The following is a 16,795-nucleotide window of genomic DNA, read 5'->3' on the forward strand; positions in this document are numbered from 1 at the left end:
GCCACGCGGGCGGGACACGGGCCTCAGTCGCGGCCGGCCGTCTCGGGGCTGAAGGCGGGCAGGCAGACCGCGATGTACTCCGCGCCCTCGGGCCCGGCGCTGTAGCGGATCTTCTCGCCCGGCTCTGACACCACGCTCTGCCCGGCCGCCACCTCGATGACGCCCTCGGCGTGCTCGACGAGGACGGTCCCGCGCAGCACGACGGTGTACTCGGTGAACGACGGGGTCTGCGCGGGCTCCTCCCAGCCGGGCGGGGCGACCATGTGGGCGATGGAGACCGCCTCGTCGCCGCTGTTGACCCGGCCGACGTGCTCGTCGATGAGCTTGCCGCCGGGCACCGGGATCCGCGTGGGTCCTTCGATCCTTCTCACCACCGTGTCAGTGTGCCACGTCGATGACCAGGCGGTCAGGACGGGTGTACTCGCGTACCCGGAAGGGGGTCTTCGACGCGGCGACGATCCCGATGCTCACCCGGCCCTCGAAGTCGCCCGCCTTGAGGATGCCGGTGACGTTGCCGAGCGGCTGGTCGATCGGGGTGCCGGTCCAGGTGGGGGCGCCGTCCTCGGTGTGCGCCTCGGCGGGGGTGAGCAGGACGTACAGGCAGGGGTGGCCGCGCAGGGCGAGCGGCTTGCCGGAGCCGTCCTGCTGCAGCTCGTCCACCCAGCGGACGGTGTAGCCGGGCAGGCCGCCCTTGACGTCCACCACGACGCGGTCGAACCCGTCGTGGCGCCCGGTGCGGACGCCGGTCACCAGGGTGGGCTCGCCCCGGTCGCGCTCGACCTCCACGGGGGCGGTGCCGGTCGGGCGGGCCGTGGCGGCGAGCTCGTCGGGGCGCGCGGAGGCGGCGGACGCGCCGGGGGTGGCCGCCGCCGGGCCACCGGTGGTGGCCCGGCCGGGGGTCGTGGTGGTCCCACCGGGCCGTACGGGGGCGCCGGGCTCGGGCGAGACGGTCGCGGTCGCGACGCCTCCGGGGCCGGCGCCGCAGGCGGCCGAGGACGCCACGGCGGCCAGGACCGCGAGCCCTCCGAGGACCCGCAGGAGGGGCCGTGGGGAGGACCGCGGGAGGAGCCGCGGCAGGGGCCGCCGGAGGAGTCGCAGGACGGGGTGCGGGAGGAGCCGCCCGGTGACACCCGGCAGGCGGCGGTCTCCCGCCGGGCGCGGCCGGGCCGGGGATGACGTGCTCATACCGTGGGGATGCCCGGCCCGCGCCCCCGCGAAGCCCACCCGGCCGCTTCGGCCGTCAGACCGTCTCGTACGCCTTGACCTCGGGCTCCTCCACCAGGGCCGGCCTGGCGGGGCGCAGTCCGAAGGCGGAGATCCCGAGCCCGATCACGGCCAGGGCCAGCGACACCACGATCGCGGACCGCAGCGCCCCGATCGACAGGCCGCCGGCCGGGCCGGAGGTGAGGACAGCGGTGACCACGGCCAGCACGATGGCGCCGCCCACCTGGCCGGAGGTGTTGAGCAGGCCGGAGGCCAGGCCCTGCTCGTCGTCGTCCACGCCGTTGGTGGCCTGGATGTTCAGCGACGGGAACGACAGCGCGAACGCCACGCCCAGCAGCAGCATGCCCGGGATGACCAGGCCGCCCAGGCTGGGCCGCTCGTCGATGCCGAGGAACATCGCGTAGCCGCCGGCCAGCGCCGCGGCGCCGATGACGATGAGCTTGCCGGTGCCGAACCGGTCGGCGAAGTCTCCCATCTTGGTGGAGGTCACCGCGACGAGCAGCCCGGCGGGCAGGAAGGCGAGGGCCGTGCCGAGGGCGGACCAGCCGAGCAGGTTCTGGAAGTACTGCATGGCGACGAACTGGAAGGCCACGTACGAGCCCATGAGGATGAGCAGGCCGAGGTTGGCGCGGACGAGCGAGCCGGAGCGCAGGATGCCGAGACGCACCAGCGGGTGGCGCATCCGCAGCTCGGCGAGGACGAACAGGCCGAGCAGCGCGGCGCTGGCCACGAGCGAGCCGATGGTGCGGACGGAGGCCCAGCCGGCCTCGGGCGCCTGCACGACGGTGAAGACGAGCAGCAGCATCGAGGCGGTGATCAGCACGGCGCCGACCAGGTCGTGGCCGCCCTCGGCGCGGTCCTCGGCGACGCGGGGCAGCAGCTTCAGCGCCGCGACGAGCGCGATGATCGCGATCGGCACGGGCATCAGCAGGGTCCAGCGCCAGCCGATCTCGGTGAGCAGGCCGGAGATCACCAGTCCGAGGGAGTAGCCGCTGGCGCCGCAGGCGGTGAAGATGCTCAACGCCCTGTTGCGCTCCGGTCCCTCGGGGAACGTCGTCGTGATGATCGACAAGGCGGCCGGGGCGGTGAAGGCGGCGGCCACGCCCTTCACGAACCGGGCCGCGATCAGCAAGGTCCCGTCGTCCACGAGTCCGCCGAGCAGCGAGGCCACGGCGAAGACGCCCAAGGCGACCAGGAACACCCTGCGCCGCCCGAGCAGGTCGGCGGTCCTGCCGCCGAGCAGCAGCAAGCCGCCGTAGCCGAGCACGTAGCCGCTGACCACCCACTGCAGCGAGGACGTGGACAAGTTCAGATCGTGCTGGATGGAGGGCAACGCCACGCCGACCATCGACACGTCAAGGGCGTCAAGGAAGATCACAGCACAGAGCACGGCGAGCGCGCCCCAACGAGATGAGGAAGACGACATGAGCCAGAACATTACATGCATCCGCATCTAATGCAAGGGAATTTAATTCCATTGCATAGGATTTCGCGAGGTGGTAACCTCCGCGTCATGGACGAGGACTTCGTCGTCGGGATCTGGCATGACGTCCTGGCCAAGCACGCCAGGACCATGTGCATGCTGGAGCGCGAGCTGGGCGACAGGCACGGGCTCGGCGCCAGCGAGTTCGAGGTGCTCGACCGGCTCGCCGGTCACGAGCGCAAGCTGCGGCTCCAGGAGCTGTGCGACGAGGTCCACCTCAGCCAGAGCGCGCTGTCACGCGTGGTCGCCCGGCTGGAGAAGGCCGGGCTCGTCCTGCGCGGCGCCTGCGACATCGACCGGCGCGGCGTGTTCGTGTGCCTGACCGACGAGGGGCGCACCCGCCACGCGGCGGCGCTGCCGACCCACCGCGCGGTCCTCGCCGAGGTCTTCGCCGGCACGGCCGTCCCCGTCGCCTGAGCCGCCGGGGTCCTGACGGGGCCGACCCCGTGCGGGCGTCGCGTCAGGCCGTGATGCGGTCGATGACCAGCGGCAGGTGCTCCCCCGCCGCCGGACCGACCGCGTAGCCGCCCTCCAGGGCCGCCAGGGCCCGCTCGAAGCGGGCGGCCTCGTCCGCGTGCAGGGTCATGAGCGGCTGCCCCTCACGGACCACGTCGCCCGGCTTGGCGTGCAGGGTGACGCCGGCGCCGGCCGACACCGGGTCCTCCTTGCGGGCCCGGCCCGCCCCGAGCCGCCAGGCGGCCAGGCCCACCGCGTAGGCGTCGAGGCCGGCCAGCACGCCTGACGCGGGGGCCGCGACGGTCATGGTCTCGGCCGCCCGGGGCAGCGGCGCGTCGGGGTCGCCGCCCTGGGCGGCGATCATGCGGCGCCAGTGGTCCATCGCCGAGCCGTCCTTGAGCGCCTGCTCGGGGTCCTTGCCGGCGATCCCGGCGGCCTCCAGCATCTCCCGCGCCAGCCGTACGGTGAGCTCGACGACGTCGGCCGGCCCGCCCCCGGCGAGCACCTCGACCGACTCCTCGACCTCCAGCGCGTTACCCACGGCCAGGCCGAGCGGCCGGTCCATGGCGGTCAGCAGCGCCACCGTGCGCACGCCCGCGCCGGTGCCGAGCGCGACCATCGTCTCGGCCAGCTCGCGGGCCCGCTCCGTGGTCTTCATGAACGCCCCGGAGCCGACCTTCACGTCGAGCACCAGCGAGCCCGTGCCCTCGGCGATCTTCTTGGACATGATGGACGAGGCGATGAGCGGGATCGACTCGACCGTGCCGGTGACGTCGCGCAGCGCGTACAGCTTCTTGTCGGCGGGCGCCAGGCCGGAGCCCGCCGCGCACACCACCGCGCCGGCGGAGCGCAGGACCGCCAGCATCTCGTCGTTGGACAGCGAGGCCCGCCAGCCGGGGATCGACTCCAGCTTGTCGAGCGTGCCGCCGGTGTGGCCGAGGCCGCGGCCCGAGAGCTGCGGCACGTACGCGCCGCACGCGGCCACGAGCGGCGCCAGCGGCAGCGTGATCTTGTCGCCGACGCCGCCGGTCGAGTGCTTGTCGGCGGTCGGCCGGTCGAGCCCGGACCAGTCCATGCGCTCGCCGGAGCGGATCATGGCCTGGGTCCAGGCGGCGATCTCCCCGCGGTCCATGCCGTTGAGCAGGATCGCCATGGCCAGCGCCGACATCTGCTCGTCGGCGACCTCGCCCCGGGTGTAGGCGTCGATCACCCAGTCGATCTGCGCGGTCGTCAGCTCGCGGCCGTCCCGCTTGGCGACGATGACCTCGATGGCGTCCATCAGGAGCTGCGCGACAGGTCGTCGGGGCCGAACGCGTAGGGCAGGATCTCGTCCATCCGCTTCGGTCCGTCCACGGTCTCCACCAGCAGGCCGGCGCCGCCGAACTCGAACAGCAGCTGCCGGCAGCGCCCGCACGGCATCAGCAGCTCGCCGTGGCCGTCCACGCAGGTGAAGGCCACCAGCCGGCCGCCGCCCGAGGCGTGCAGCGCCGACACCAGGCCGCACTCGGCGCACAGGCCGACCCCGTACGAGGCGTTCTCCACGTTGCAGCCCGTCACGACGCGGCCGTCGTCCACCAGGGCCGCGGCCCCTACGGGGAACTTGGAGTACGGGGCGTAGGCCCGGTGCATGGCCTCCGTGGCGGCGGCCCGCAGCCCGTCCCAGTCAAAACTCGTGTCGGTACCCATCAGTGTTGCTCCCCCCGGCGGTAGCGCACGCCGTCGGCCTTGGGCATCCGCAGGCGCTGCGAGGCGACCAGGAGCACGAGCAGCGTGAGCACGTGTGGCGTGATGAAGACGAACTCGTTCGGCAGCTTGTCGACCACGATCCAGAGCCACAGGAGCACGACGGCGGCCACCGCGGCCCCGGCCAGCACCGTGTAGTCCTTGGGGGTCCGGGTGACGACCACCTCGGCCTGGACCGGTGCGAGCATGGCCCGGATCCGCATGCCGATGTAGATCAGCAGCAGGATGGCGCCGAACAGCAGGATCGAGGTGACGGCATCCGAGCTGCGCAGCTTCAGGCCCTCGGCGTAGCCGAACAGCGCGGCGCCGGCCGCGAGCCCGCCGGGCCGCCAGTTGCCGAAGATCATGGCGGCCAGGCCGATGAAGCCGCGGCCCTGGGTCTGCCCCTCGACGTACTTGGTGCTGATGAAGACCAGGAACACGCCGCCGAGCCCGGCCAAGGCGCCGGAGATGACGACCGCGACGTACTTGATGAGGTAGACGTTGACGCCCAGCGACTCGGCGGCCCACGGGTTCTCGCCCGCCGAGCGCAGGCGCAGGCCGAACGCCGTGTGCCAGAGCACGAAGAACGTCAGCGGCAGCAGCAGCACGGCCAGGATGACCAGCACGTTCACATTGTGCGTCAGGCCGCGCAGGATCCCCGCCACGTCCGACACGAGGAACCAGTGGGTGCGCTCCAGACCGCCCAGCCAGTCGGGGCCGGAGGAGAACAGCGGCAGGCTCGGGGTGGGCGCCTGCGACTGCAGCGGCGGCGAGGTGGTGATGCCGGCACCCGCCGCGGCCGCCGAGGTGCCCTCCTTGAAGAAGACCTCCGACAGGAAGCGGGTGATGCCGGGGCCGAGCAGGTTGATGGCGACGCCGCTGATGATGTGGTCGACGCCGAAGGTCACGGTCGCGACCGCGTGGACGAGCCCGCCGAGCGCGCCCGCGAGCAGACCGGCGACCAGTGCGGCCCACGGCCCCCACTGGTAGCCCGCCCAGCCGGCGAACCAGGTGCCGAGCACCATCATGCCTTCGAGGCCGATGTTGACCACGCCGGCCCGCTCGGCCCACAGCCCGCCGAGGCCGGCCAGCCCGATCGGCACCGCCAGCATCAGCGCGGCGGCGAACGTGCCGGAGGAGGTGAGGTCGTTCTGCCCGGAGATCACCCGGACGAGCGACATGAGCAGGACGAGGACGGCGACGCCGATGAGCGCCAGGTGATACTTGCGGATCCGGGTCGAGCCCGCGACGGTCGTCATGCTGCCACCTCAACCGGAGTGTCCCTGCCGAGCTGCCGCGCGGCCCGCCGTTCCTCGCGCCGCAGCGCCATCCTGCTGGTGATCTCGTTGGCGACGACCACCAGGAGCACGATCGCGCCCTGCATGATCGCGATGACCGAGGGCGGCACGTCGGCGAACTGCAGCGGCCCCTGCGCCCGGTCGAGGAAGCCGAACAGCAGCGCGGCGACCGCGATGCCCACGGGCCGGTTACGGCCGAGCAGGGCGACGGCGATGCCGAGGAAGCCGAGGCCGGGGGTGAAGTTCGAGCCGAAGTTGTGCTTGTCGCCGAGGATCTCCGGCAGTCCGATCAGGCCCGCGATCGCGCCGGACAGCACCATCGCGGCGATGACCATCTTCTTCGGGTTGACGCCCGAGGCCAGCGCGGCCGACGGGTTGAGGCCGCTCGCCTTGACGTCGAAGCCGAACCCGGTCCGCTCCAGGACCACCCAGACGGCCACGCCGAGCAGGATCGCCACGATCAGGAAGCCCCACAGGCCGCCGCCGCGCGGCGCGGGCAGCCCGAGCAGCTCGAAGATCCCGTTGAGGTTGGGGAACCAGGCCGACTCGGGCAGCGTGGGCGTGCTCGTCGTGAGCTGTCCCTTGGCGCGCTCGCCGGTGAACGGGCCGCGGACGAGGAACGCCGCCAGGTTGATGGCGATGTAGTTGAGCATGATGGTCGAGATGACCTCGTTCACGCCGCGGGTGACCTTCATCACGGCCGGGATCAGCGCGTACAGGCCGCCGACGGCCGCCGCGACCACGATGATCACGAGGATCTGGATCGGGGCGGGCGCGGCGAACTGGGAGCCGACGAACGCGGCGCAGATGGCCGCGATCCGGTACTGGCCCTCGACGCCGATGTTGAAGAGGTTCATCCGGAAGCCGACCGCCACGGCCAGGCCGGCGATGAACAGCGGCACCGAGCGGTTGATCATGGTGGTGATGCCGTTCACCACCGCGCGCTCGGTCTCGCCGAAGTTGAAGAACGCCGCGAACGCCGCCTCCGGGCTCGCGCCCGCCGCGATGATCGCGACGCTGGAGATGGCCACCGCCAGCACGATCGCGGCGACGGCGCCGACGACGGTGAGCAGCGCCCGGTAGAGCCCCGCGGGCATCACGCCTCCTCAGCGCCGGTAAGGGTGCCGGCGTCAGTACGCGCGTCGGTACGCGTCTCATTGTCGTTCTCGGCCCCGGCGGTCCGCGTTCCACCGCTGATCGCGCCGGTCATGTAGCCGCCCAGCCGCTCGGGGGTGACGTCGGACGGGTCGAGCCGGGCGACGAGCCGCCCGCGGTAGATCACGTGCAGCGTGTCGGACAGGCCGATCAGCTCGTCGAGGTCGGCCGAGATCAGCAGCACGGCCAGCCCGGCGGCGCGGGCGGCGCGCAGGTGGTCCCAGATGGCGGCCTGGGCGCCCACGTCCACGCCCCGCGTGGGGTGCGCGGCGATGAGGAACACCGGCTCTCCGCTCATCTCGCGGCCGACGATCAGCTTCTGCTGGTTGCCGCCCGACAGGGCCAGGGCCAGCGTGTCCACGCCGGGTGTGCGGACGTCGTAGTCGTCGATGATGCGCCGGGTGTCGGCCTTGGCGGCGCGCCGGTCGATCCAGACGCCCCTGCGGGCGGGCTTGCGCGTCTGGTGGCCCAGCACCCGGTTCTCCCACAGCGACGCCTCCAGCAGCAGACCCTGCCGGTGGCGGTCCTCGGGGATGTAGCCGATGCCGGCCTCGCGCCGCTTCAGCGTGCTCCAGGAGCTGATGTCGCGGCCGGTCAGCTCGACCGTGCCGTGCACGGCCCGCATCCCCATGACGGCCTCGATCAGCTCCGTCTGGCCGTTGCCCTCCACGCCCGCGATGCCGAGGATCTCGCCCCGGTGGATGTCGAACGACACGTCGTCGAGGAGCAGCCGGCGGCCCTCCGCGCGAAGGAGCGCGGTGTAGTCGGCGACCGAGGCGCCCTTCGGCAGGGGCCGGAACCCGTCGGCCTCCATGGTCAGCTCCGACACGCTCAGGGCGACGGTGTCGGTCACCGTGGACTCGCGCGTCTCGGGCGTGGGCAGCTCGCTGCCGACCATCAGCTCGGCCAGTTGCCGGGCGGTCACCTCGCGCGGGTCGGCGCTGGCGACCGTGGTGCCGCGCCGGATCACGGTGATCGCGTCGGCGATGCTGAGCACCTCGTCGAGCTTGTGCGAGATGAACAGGACGGTCAGCCCGCCCGCCTTGAGCTCGCGCAGGTTCTCGAAGAGCTCGTCCACCTCCTGCGGCACGAGGACCGCGGTGGGCTCGTCGAGGATGAGGATGCGGGCGCCCCGGTAGAGCACCTTGAGGATCTCCACGCGCTGCCGGTCGCCGACGCCGAGGTCCTCGACCAGGCGGTCGGGGTCCACCTGCAGGCCGTGCGTGGAGGACAGCTCCTCGATGCGGGCGCGCGCCCGTGCGGTGTCGAGGGCGCCGGCCCTCTTCGGCTCGGCGCCGAGGACGACATTCTCCAGCACGGTGAAGTTGTCGGCCAGCATGAAGTGCTGGTGCACCATGCCGATGCCCGCGTCGATCGCGTCGCTGGGCGTGCGGAACGACACCTCCGTGCCGTTGATCTTGATCGTGCCCTCGTCCGGCTTCTGCATGCCGTAGAGGATCTTCATCAGGGTCGACTTGCCCGCGCCGTTCTCCCCGACGATCGCGTGCACCGTGCCGGGTTCGACGGTGATGCGGATGTCGTGGTTGGCGACGACGCCGGGAAAGCGCTTGGTGATGCCCTCCAGCTCGACGGCGGGTGGCGCCGTGTCGCGGGCGTCGGCGTTCATTGGTCGCTCACCGTTCCTCATTCGCTCCGCTCCGGGATGGCTGGTTCGCTCCCGCGCCTCCGGGCCGGGTGGAGCGGGCGGAAGAGACCGAAGGCCCGGGTACGGGGTTCCGGGCCCTCGGTCGTCGTCCCTGTCACGCGTTACGGCTTGGCCGAAACCGTGATCTTGCCGTCGACGATGTCCTTCTTGGCAGCGTCCAGCTTGTCCTTGATGTCGTCGATCTCGCCACCGGTGGTGGCCAGGCCCACGCCGTCGACCTTGAGGTCGTACACGGTGTTGCTGCCACCCTTGGCGCCGCCCTGGAACGCCTTGACGAACTCGAACACGCCGACGTCCACGCGCTTGAGCATCGAGGTCATGATGACCGACTGCAGGTCGGTCTCCTTGATGGTCTGGCGCTGGTCGGAGTCGACGCCGATGGCCTTCTTCTTGGCCGCGGCGGCCGCCTGGAACACGCCGAGGCCGGAGTCGCCGGCGGCGTGGTAGACGATGTCGGCGCCGTCCTGGTACATCTTCTCGGCCGCGACCTTGCCCTTGTCGGGGGCCTTGAAGCCGCTGAAGTCGCCGTCGGGCGTCAGGTACTTGACGTCGATCTTGGCGTCCTTCTTGACCGACTTCACGCCGGCCACGAAGCCCGCCTCGAACTTCTTGATCAGGTCGTTCTCGACGCCGCCGACGAAGCCGACGTGGCCGCTCTTCGCCTTCAGGGCCGCGGCGACGCCCGCCAGGTAGGAGCCCTGCTCCTCGGCGAACTGCAGGCCGGTCACGTTCGGGGCGTTGGAGGCCGAGTCGACGACCGCGAACTGGATGTCGGGGTACTCCTCGGCGGTCTTCTTGATGTCCTCGCCGTAGGCGAAGCCGACGCCGATGATCGGGTTGTAGCCGGCGTCCGCGAGCTGACGGAGCAGCTCACCGCGGTTGGAGCCGTCGGAGGCCGGGCTCAGGTCCTTGATCTCCGCGCCGAGCTCGGACTTGGCCTTCTCCAGGCCCGCGTAGGCGGCGTCGTTGAAGGACTTGTCACCGCGCCCGCCGACGTCGAAGGCGAGACCCACCTTGAGCGCGCCCGCCTTGGGCGCGTCGCTGCTGGCGCCCGCGCTGGGCTGGGCGCTCGACGTGGCGTCCCCACTGGTGTTGCCGCCGCAGGCCGCGGCTGCCATGAGCATGGCGCCGGCCATCGTGCCGATCGCCATCCTGCCGAATCGCTTGCCGAGCAAGTCGACTCCCTTCCAATTCCCCGCCGTCAGACTTCATCGCAGGCGCGAAGAAAAGTACGGCAACCCTGCACGGAAGATAGTTGCTTGACCTGGGCGGTCCAAACCGGCACACAGGGTCGCAACCGCTCCGTTATCGACATCTCTCGCGTCCGTGACCTGATCTGGGGAGACAGGGGCGCCGGAGGGCGCGTGGCAACCTTTGCCGGACTTTGACCGAGGAGGGGCCCTTGCCGCCGCCCCGATCATGGCAGAGATTCGATCAAAGGTGGAATGGTCCTCTGGAGATCTCATGCGCTTTCGCAAGGTCCTCGCCGCGCCCCTGACCGCGCTGCTCACCCTGCCGCTGTGCGGACCGGCCTGGGGCTCCACACCGTCCGCGGCCGACGGCCCCTCGATCGTGGTCGAGAACGGCGCCACGCAGCCGGTCTTCTCCCGCGCCGACGCCATCGCGCAGACGGTGTACGTGGAGGTGACGGGCACCGACAGCGACGGCGACGGCGCGCCCGACCGCGTGGCGGTGGACATCCTGCGCCCCAGGGAGACCGACCACGGGCTCAAGGTCCCTGTGATCATGGAGGCGAGCCCGTACTTCGCGGGCGGCAACGACGTGGCCAACCACGTCGTGGACGTCGACGCGGACGGCAACCCCCTGCCCGCCCTCCGCGCCCGCGCGGACAAGCTGACCGCCGAGCCGTTCGACGGCTACTACGACAACTACTTCCTGCCGCGCGGCTACGCGGTCGCGCTGGTGGAGAACCTCGGCAGCGGACGCGCCACCGGCTGCCCGACCACCGGCGACCGCAACGAGACCGCCGGGCCGAAGGCCGCGATCGACTGGCTGAACGGCCGAGCCAGGGGCTTCACCCCCGAGGGCGAGCCCGTCACCGCCTCCTGGGCCACCGGCAAGGTGGGCATGATCGGCGTCTCCTACAACGGCACGCTGGCCAACGCGGTCGCCTCCACCGGCGTCGAGGGGCTGGAGACCATCGTGCCGATCGCCGCGATCTCCTCCTGGTACGACTACTACCGGTCCGGCGGCGGCGTGGTCGCGCCGGGCGGCTTCCAGGGCGAGGACGCGGACGTGCTCGCCAGGTACGTGCTGACCAGGGCCGACGGTCAGCGCGTCTGCGGCCCGGTCGTCGACCACCTGACGGCCGCGCAGGACCGGATCACCGGTGACTACAGCCGCTTCTGGGACGACCGGAACTACCTCGGCGACGTGGACAAGGTGCGGGCCAGCGTCTTCCTGGTCCACGGGCTCAACGACTGGAACGTCAAGACCGGGCAGTTCGCCCAGTGGTGGCGCGCCCTGGCCAAGCGGGACGTACCACGCAAGGTCTGGCTGCACCAGGGCACGCACATGAACCCCTTCAGCCTGCGCACCGCGGAGTGGCTGCGGCAGCTCCACGGCTGGTTCGACCAGTGGCTGTACGGCATCGACAGCGGGATCATGCGGGAGCCCCGGGCAGACGTCGAGACCGCACCGGGAACCTGGCAGAGGCACCGGACCTGGCCCGTGCCCGGCACCGTGCCGGTCCGGCTGCACCTCGGCGCGGACGCAAGGCTCGGCGCGATCCCGAGCGCGAAGGCGCCCCGCGAGACGTTCACGGACCAGAAGTCCCGTACCGCCGAGCAGCTCGCCGAGACGGCGCCCGCGCCCGACCCGAACCGCCTGGCCTACCTCACCGCGGCCCTGCCCGCGGACGTGCGGGTCTCGGGCACGCCGTCCGTGACGGTCACGGCCTCGCTGTCGGACGGGGCGTCGCCGTACCTGACGGCGTTGCTCGTGGACTACGGCACGGACGTGCGGCCCACCGGCACGCTGGTGCCGACCGGGGAGACGCTCTGCTACGGGCAGGGGGTGCCCGGCGACACGGGCTGCACGGCCCTGCGCACGCTCGGCACCGCGACGACGCCGTACACGATCGTCACCCGCGGCTGGCTGGACACCCGCAACCGGCACCGCCCGGACGTGACGGAGCCGCTGCGGCCGGGGCGGGAGTACACCTTCCGGTGGGATCTCCAGGCCACCGACCACGTCTTCAGGAAGGGGCACCGGCTGGGGCTGGTGATCCTGTCGACGGACCGCGACTTCACGCTCCGCTACCCGGAGGGGACCCGGGTCACGCTCGCCCCGTCGCGCTCCGTCTTCACCCTCCCGGCCTCGGTCCGGCCCCTGCTGTGACGCGCGTCGGGACGGGGGTCAGGCCAGCGAGGTGATGGGGTCGGTGACGGTGACCGGGCCGGACTCCCACAGGGCCGTCAGCGCCGTGGCGGCCATGACCCGGACGCCCATGCCGATCGCCGACTCGTCCACGTCGAAGGTGCCCTGGTGGATGTCGTACGTCTCGCCGCCGACGGAGCGGGTGCCGAGGCGGGCGAACGCGCCGGGGACCGACTCCAGGTACCAGGCGAAGTCCTCGCCGCCGAGCGACTGCTGGGTGGGGGCGACGGAGTGCGGGCCGAGGGCCCGCTGGGTGGCCTCGGCGAGCATCTCGACGCTCATCTCGTCGTTGACCACCGGCGGGACCCCGCGGACGTACTCCATCTGCGCCTCGATCCCGTACGCGCCGGCGACCGAGTCGAGCAGGGACTTGATGAGGTCGGGGGCGGCGTGCCAGGCGTTCTCGTCGAGGCAGCGCACGGTGCCCTCGGCGACGCCGTCGTCGGGGATGGCGTTGGCGGCCGAGCCGGCCTCGACCCGGCCCCAGACGAGGCTGAGGGAGCTGCGCGGGTCGACGCGGCGCGACAGGGCGGCGGGCAGCTCGGTGAGCACCTTGGCCAACGCGAAGACGAGGTCGGCGGTCAGGTGGGGGCGGGCCGTGTGGCCGCCGGGCCCGGAGACGCGCACGACGAGCCTGTCGCAGGCGGAGGTGATGGGGCCGGGCTTGAGCCCGACCTGGCCGACGTCGAGGCGGGGGTCGCAGTGGAGGCCGAAGATCCGGTCGACGCCGGTGATGCCGCCGTGGGCCATGACCTCCAGGGCGCCGCCGGGAAGCTCCTCGGCGGGCTGGAAGATGAGGCGCACGCGGCCGGGCAGCAGCCCCGCCGCGGCCTGCTGGGCGAGGAACAGGGAGGTGCCGAGCAGGATGGTGGTGTGCACGTCGTGGCCGCACGCGTGGCAGGCGCCCGGGACGGTCGAGCGGTAGGACACGTCCTTCTCGTCCTGGAGGCCGAGCGCGTCGATGTCGGCGCGGAGCGCGACGGTGGGGCCGTCGCCGCTGCCGACGTCGCAGATCAGGCCGGTGCCGCGCGGGAGCACGGACGGGACGAGGCCCGCGGCGCTCAACCGGTCGGCGATGCGCTGCGTCGTGCGGTACTCGGCGAAGGCGAGCTCGGGGTGCCGGTGGAGGTCGCGACGGAAGCCCACCAGGTCCTGCTCGTGCTCGGCCAGGAACGCGTCGAGTTCTCCCCGCAGCTCACGTCCCCGCATCAGTCACCGTCCCGTCCATGCCGTGGGACGTCTTCTGCCCCACGCCCACGGCGCATATCGTCCAATATCGTTACTGTCCCGTCCTGGTCTCACAAAGGCAGCTGTCCGGTCAGGGCAGCGACCCGGCGGATCGAAAGCCCGACCCTCCGGGCTGGTGCCAGGGGTCGTCGGCAAACGGGCGCGGCCGGAGGACTCCATGTGGAGGACAACCGCGGCAGCCCGGGGAGCACGGTGGGTGACCGTGAGCCCGAGGGCGATGCTTCGACTTTATCGCTCCCGCGCACCTTCCCGCGGACAACTACCCCAAAAATTAGCCGACGGCATGTCCGTAACCCGGTCCTGTCACGGGTTGTGAGGGGGCAAGTGACCTTGAAATAGTCACAACGGATCATTAGATGGTGACCCGTGGACACCCCGTCCAAACGTGCTGGGCGATTCCGAATCCTGTCACCTTCCGTCATGGTCATGACACTGCCACGACGGCTGCTTTCGCGAAAAATGCGTGCTTCACTCGCATTATGATCACTAAAATCCCGTTCGGGGAGAAGTATGCACGGTTGAGCATCTTCGAGCCGAGCGAGGGGACCCTGGTGGTCGTGCCCTCGCTCTCCCTCCCGCAGGACGAGCTGCGCCGCATCACGGCCGCGAGGTGCTACGAGGAGCGGCTGCTCTTCCTCCTCCTCAGCCTCCGCGAGCCCGGGGTCAAGGTGGTCTACCTCTCCTCCGTGCCCATCGACCAGGAGATCGTCGACTACTACTTCGGCTTCCTGCCGGACCCGGAGGACGCGGCCAAGCGGCTCACGCTCATCAGCCTCGACGACCCCCGCACCCAGCCGCTCACCCGGAGCCTGCTCGCCCGTCCCGAGATGGTCGAGCAGGTCCGCGCGGCCATCGACGGCGAGGACGCCTGGATGGTGCCGTTCGTGCTGAGCGAGCTGGAGGAGGAGCTCGCCTCGTCACTCGGCGTGCCCCTCTACGGACCGGCCACCGCGCTGGCCCACTACGGCTCCAAGAGCGGCTCGCGCGAGGTCGGGCAGGAGGCCGGCGTGCCGATGGCGCGCGGCTTCGGCGACCTGCGCACCCAGGCGGAGATCCAGGACGCCATCGACGCGCTGCCCGGCGAGCGCGTCATCGTCAAGCTCAACGACGGCTACTCCGGGCTCGGCAACGCCATCGTGCGCAAGCCCGGCGGCGACGTGCCCGACGCCTCCCGGTTCAGCTTCTCGGCGGACGGCGAGACCTGGGACACCTTCTCGGCGAAGATCTACGAGCGCGGCGCGGTGGTCGAGGAGTTCATCGAGCACCGGCCGCTGTACTACCCGAGCGCGCTGGCCCGGATCACCCCGGGCGGCCACCACGACGTCGTCGCCACCCACGACCAGGTGCTCGGCGGCGCCAACAACGACGTCTACCAGGGCTGCACGTTCCCCGCCGCCCCGGAGTACCGGGCGGAGGTCGGGGCGTCGGCGGCGAAGATCGCCGCCATCCTGGCCGAACGGGGCGTGGTCGGGCTGTTCGGCATGGACTTCTTCGCGCTCAAGGCCGACGCCGGCTACGCCGCGCTGCTGTGCGAGATCAACCTGCGCATCGGCGGCACGACGCACCCGTTCGGCGCCGCGATCCTGACGACCGGGGCCACGTACGACCCGGCGACCGGACTGCTCATGGCCGAAGGCCGGCCCAAGTACTACACCGCCACCGACAACTGCTCGGCGTCCTGCCTGCGGGGGCGCTCCCCCGGCGAGGTGATGCGGATGGTGGACCGGCTCGGCCTCGGCTTCGACCACGCGGCCCGCAAGGGGAACGTCTTCCACCTGCTGGGCGCGATCCCCGAGCACGGGAAACTGGGGTTCACCTCGATCGGCGACTCGCGCGAGGAGGCTGACGAGTTGCATCGGCTGACCCGGCTCGCCCTCTGCGGAGCGACGTCCAGCCGATGACGCCCACGACGGCCCCGAGCACGAGGTTGACGGCGATCAGAATGCCGTGCACCACGTAGAACGCGGTCGGATGGCCATCGGCCAGGTTAAACCCGAGATTCACCCACTCGAAGATCATGAAAATCCCGAGAAGAATGAGGAATCCGGCGATCTTTCGCGACATACCCACCCCTCTAGTATCGAGGTAGGACCTTCGGGGGAATGTGTCGCCACATGCGCAAGAACTCGAAGCTACGCTGAGATCGCCATGTGGACGAAACTGGTGCCTGCCACGGCACTCCTCGCCGCGGTCACGCTCACCGGGACCGCCCACGCCACGCCGGCCGAACCGCCGACGAGCCCTGTCGGCGGCGATCGGCTGGGTCACCACGGCCTGGTGGCGCCCGACGGCGTCAAGGAGCCGCCCAAGACCAAGGCCACCGCGTACGTCATCGCCGACGCCGACACCGGCGAGGTCCTCGCGGCGAAGAACCCGCATGTCCGCTACCTGCCGGCCAGCACGCTCAAGATCCTTACCGCCGTGACGCTGATCCCGCTGCTCGACAAGGACAGGACGGTCAGGCCCAGCGACAACGCCGTCAACCAGGAGGGCAGCGCCGTCGGCCTGACCACCAAGCCGATCTACAAGGTCGACGACCTGTTCAAGGCGCTGCTGATGTCGTCCGGCAACGACGCCGCCATGGCGCTGGCCGAGGCCAACGGCGGCCTGGCCAAGACGCTGCGGGACATGAACGCCGAGGCCCACCAGCTCCAGGCCAACGACACCGTGGCCAAGACCCCGAGCGGCCTCGACCAGCCGGGGCAGAGCAGCTCCGCCTACGACCTCACGCTGATCGCCCGCGCCGGCCTCGCCAACCCCGCGTTCAGGCGGTACGTGAGCACCAAGGTCGCCAAGTTCCCGGCGCCGAAGAACTATTACGAGATCAGCAACCACAACAAGCTGCTGTGGCGCTACCCGGGCATGATCGGCGTCAAGAACGGCTGGACGTCCAAGGCGCTCGGCAGCTTCGTCGGCGCCGCCACGCGGAACGGCCACACGATCATCGTCGCGATCATGCGCCACGACGGCTACTTCTGGGAAGAGGTGGCGGGGCTGCTCGACTGGGGCTTCGCCGAGCGGGGCAAGGTGACGCCGGTCGGGCGGCTGGTGGACCCGCTGCCGGCGGCGGTGCCGGTGCGCGAGCGGCAGACCGCGCCCGCCCCGGCCGCCTCCGCGAGCGCCCGGCCGAGCTCGCTGCTC

General features: G+C 71.4%; 14 protein-coding genes. 4 read left to right on the plus strand and 10 right to left on the minus strand.

Annotated elements, in window-relative coordinates:
• Positions 1–23: 23 nt before the first annotated feature.
• From ABZS51_RS21240 to ABZS51_RS21250, 3 genes are read right to left on the minus strand one after another with little or no spacing between them, the layout of a single operon-like run.
• Positions 24–374, minus strand: coding sequence for a cupin (locus ABZS51_RS21240; RefSeq protein WP_310708330.1), 351 nt, complete (start codon positions 372–374; stop codon positions 24–26).
• 4 nt (positions 375–378) lie between these two features.
• Positions 379–1,185 carry a hypothetical protein gene (locus tag ABZS51_RS21245; RefSeq protein ID WP_355443543.1) on the minus strand — a complete coding sequence of 269 codons (807 nt, stop codon included), beginning with the start codon at positions 1,183–1,185 and terminating at the stop codon, positions 379–381.
• Positions 1,186–1,240: 55 nt separating this feature from the next.
• Positions 1,241–2,602 (minus strand): MFS transporter, encoded by a 1,362-nt coding sequence (locus ABZS51_RS21250; protein ID WP_355443546.1) that lies wholly within the window; start codon positions 2,600–2,602, stop codon positions 1,241–1,243.
• A 135-nt stretch (positions 2,603–2,737) separates the two neighbouring features.
• On the opposite strand from ABZS51_RS21250, the gene ABZS51_RS21255 reads away from it, so the two are divergent.
• Complete coding sequence (locus tag ABZS51_RS21255) at positions 2,738–3,124, plus strand: MarR family transcriptional regulator (RefSeq protein ID WP_355443549.1); 387 nt, start codon at positions 2,738–2,740, stop codon at positions 3,122–3,124.
• Positions 3,125–3,167: 43 nt separating this feature from the next.
• On the opposite strand, the gene ABZS51_RS21260 is transcribed toward ABZS51_RS21255, so the two are convergent.
• The 6 genes from ABZS51_RS21260 to ABZS51_RS21285 all read right to left on the minus strand — a co-directional run bounded on the left by ABZS51_RS21260 (position 3,168) and on the right by ABZS51_RS21285 (position 10,182).
• Positions 3,168–4,442 carry a thymidine phosphorylase gene (locus ABZS51_RS21260; protein WP_355443552.1) on the minus strand — a complete coding sequence of 425 codons (1,275 nt, stop codon included), beginning with the start codon at positions 4,440–4,442 and terminating at the stop codon, positions 3,168–3,170.
• Positions 4,442–4,849 (minus strand): cytidine deaminase, encoded by a 408-nt coding sequence (locus tag ABZS51_RS21265; protein ID WP_310708335.1) that lies wholly within the window; start codon positions 4,847–4,849, stop codon positions 4,442–4,444. The genes ABZS51_RS21260 and ABZS51_RS21265 overlap by 1 nt, the downstream gene beginning before the upstream one ends.
• Positions 4,849–6,147 carry an ABC transporter permease gene (locus ABZS51_RS21270; protein WP_355443555.1) on the minus strand — a complete coding sequence of 433 codons (1,299 nt, stop codon included), beginning with the start codon at positions 6,145–6,147 and terminating at the stop codon, positions 4,849–4,851. The genes ABZS51_RS21265 and ABZS51_RS21270 overlap by 1 nt, the downstream gene beginning before the upstream one ends.
• A complete protein-coding gene (locus tag ABZS51_RS21275; protein ID WP_310708337.1) occupies positions 6,144–7,283 on the minus strand; it encodes an ABC transporter permease in 1,140 nt (379 codons plus the stop codon). The genes ABZS51_RS21270 and ABZS51_RS21275 overlap by 4 nt, the downstream gene beginning before the upstream one ends.
• Positions 7,283–8,968: an ABC transporter ATP-binding protein gene (locus tag ABZS51_RS21280; RefSeq protein ID WP_355443558.1), complete on the minus strand. Its 1,686-nt coding sequence runs from the start codon at positions 8,966–8,968 to the stop codon at positions 7,283–7,285. The genes ABZS51_RS21275 and ABZS51_RS21280 overlap by 1 nt, the downstream gene beginning before the upstream one ends.
• 140 nt (positions 8,969–9,108) lie before the next feature.
• Positions 9,109–10,182 carry a BMP family ABC transporter substrate-binding protein gene (locus ABZS51_RS21285; RefSeq protein ID WP_355443561.1) on the minus strand — a complete coding sequence of 358 codons (1,074 nt, stop codon included), beginning with the start codon at positions 10,180–10,182 and terminating at the stop codon, positions 9,109–9,111.
• A gap of 289 nt (positions 10,183–10,471) precedes the next feature.
• Between ABZS51_RS21285 and ABZS51_RS21290 the strand changes: the two genes are divergently transcribed.
• The gene (locus tag ABZS51_RS21290) at positions 10,472–12,367 is read left to right on the plus strand and encodes a Xaa-Pro dipeptidyl-peptidase (protein WP_355443564.1); all 1,896 of its coding nucleotides are present in this window, start codon (positions 10,472–10,474) and stop codon (positions 12,365–12,367) included.
• Between the two features lie 18 nt (positions 12,368–12,385).
• On the opposite strand, the gene ABZS51_RS21295 is transcribed toward ABZS51_RS21290, so the two are convergent.
• Positions 12,386–13,615: a M20 family metallopeptidase gene (locus ABZS51_RS21295; RefSeq protein ID WP_355443567.1), complete on the minus strand. Its 1,230-nt coding sequence runs from the start codon at positions 13,613–13,615 to the stop codon at positions 12,386–12,388.
• 557 nt (positions 13,616–14,172) lie between these two features.
• Between ABZS51_RS21295 and ABZS51_RS21300 the strand changes: the two genes are divergently transcribed.
• Both ABZS51_RS21300 and ABZS51_RS21305 read left to right on the plus strand, forming a co-directional pair.
• Entirely contained in the window at positions 14,173–15,555 is a 1,383-nt protein-coding gene (locus ABZS51_RS21300) for a peptide ligase PGM1-related protein (protein WP_355443570.1), read from the plus strand.
• Between the two features lie 247 nt (positions 15,556–15,802).
• Positions 15,803–16,795, plus strand: a 993-nt coding sequence (locus ABZS51_RS21305; RefSeq protein ID WP_355443573.1) for a D-alanyl-D-alanine carboxypeptidase, incomplete at its 3' end; no start/stop codon positions are given.

This window comes from Nonomuraea sp. NPDC005501 (assembly GCF_040605905.1).
GTDB lineage: Bacteria > Actinomycetota > Actinomycetes > Streptosporangiales > Streptosporangiaceae > Nonomuraea.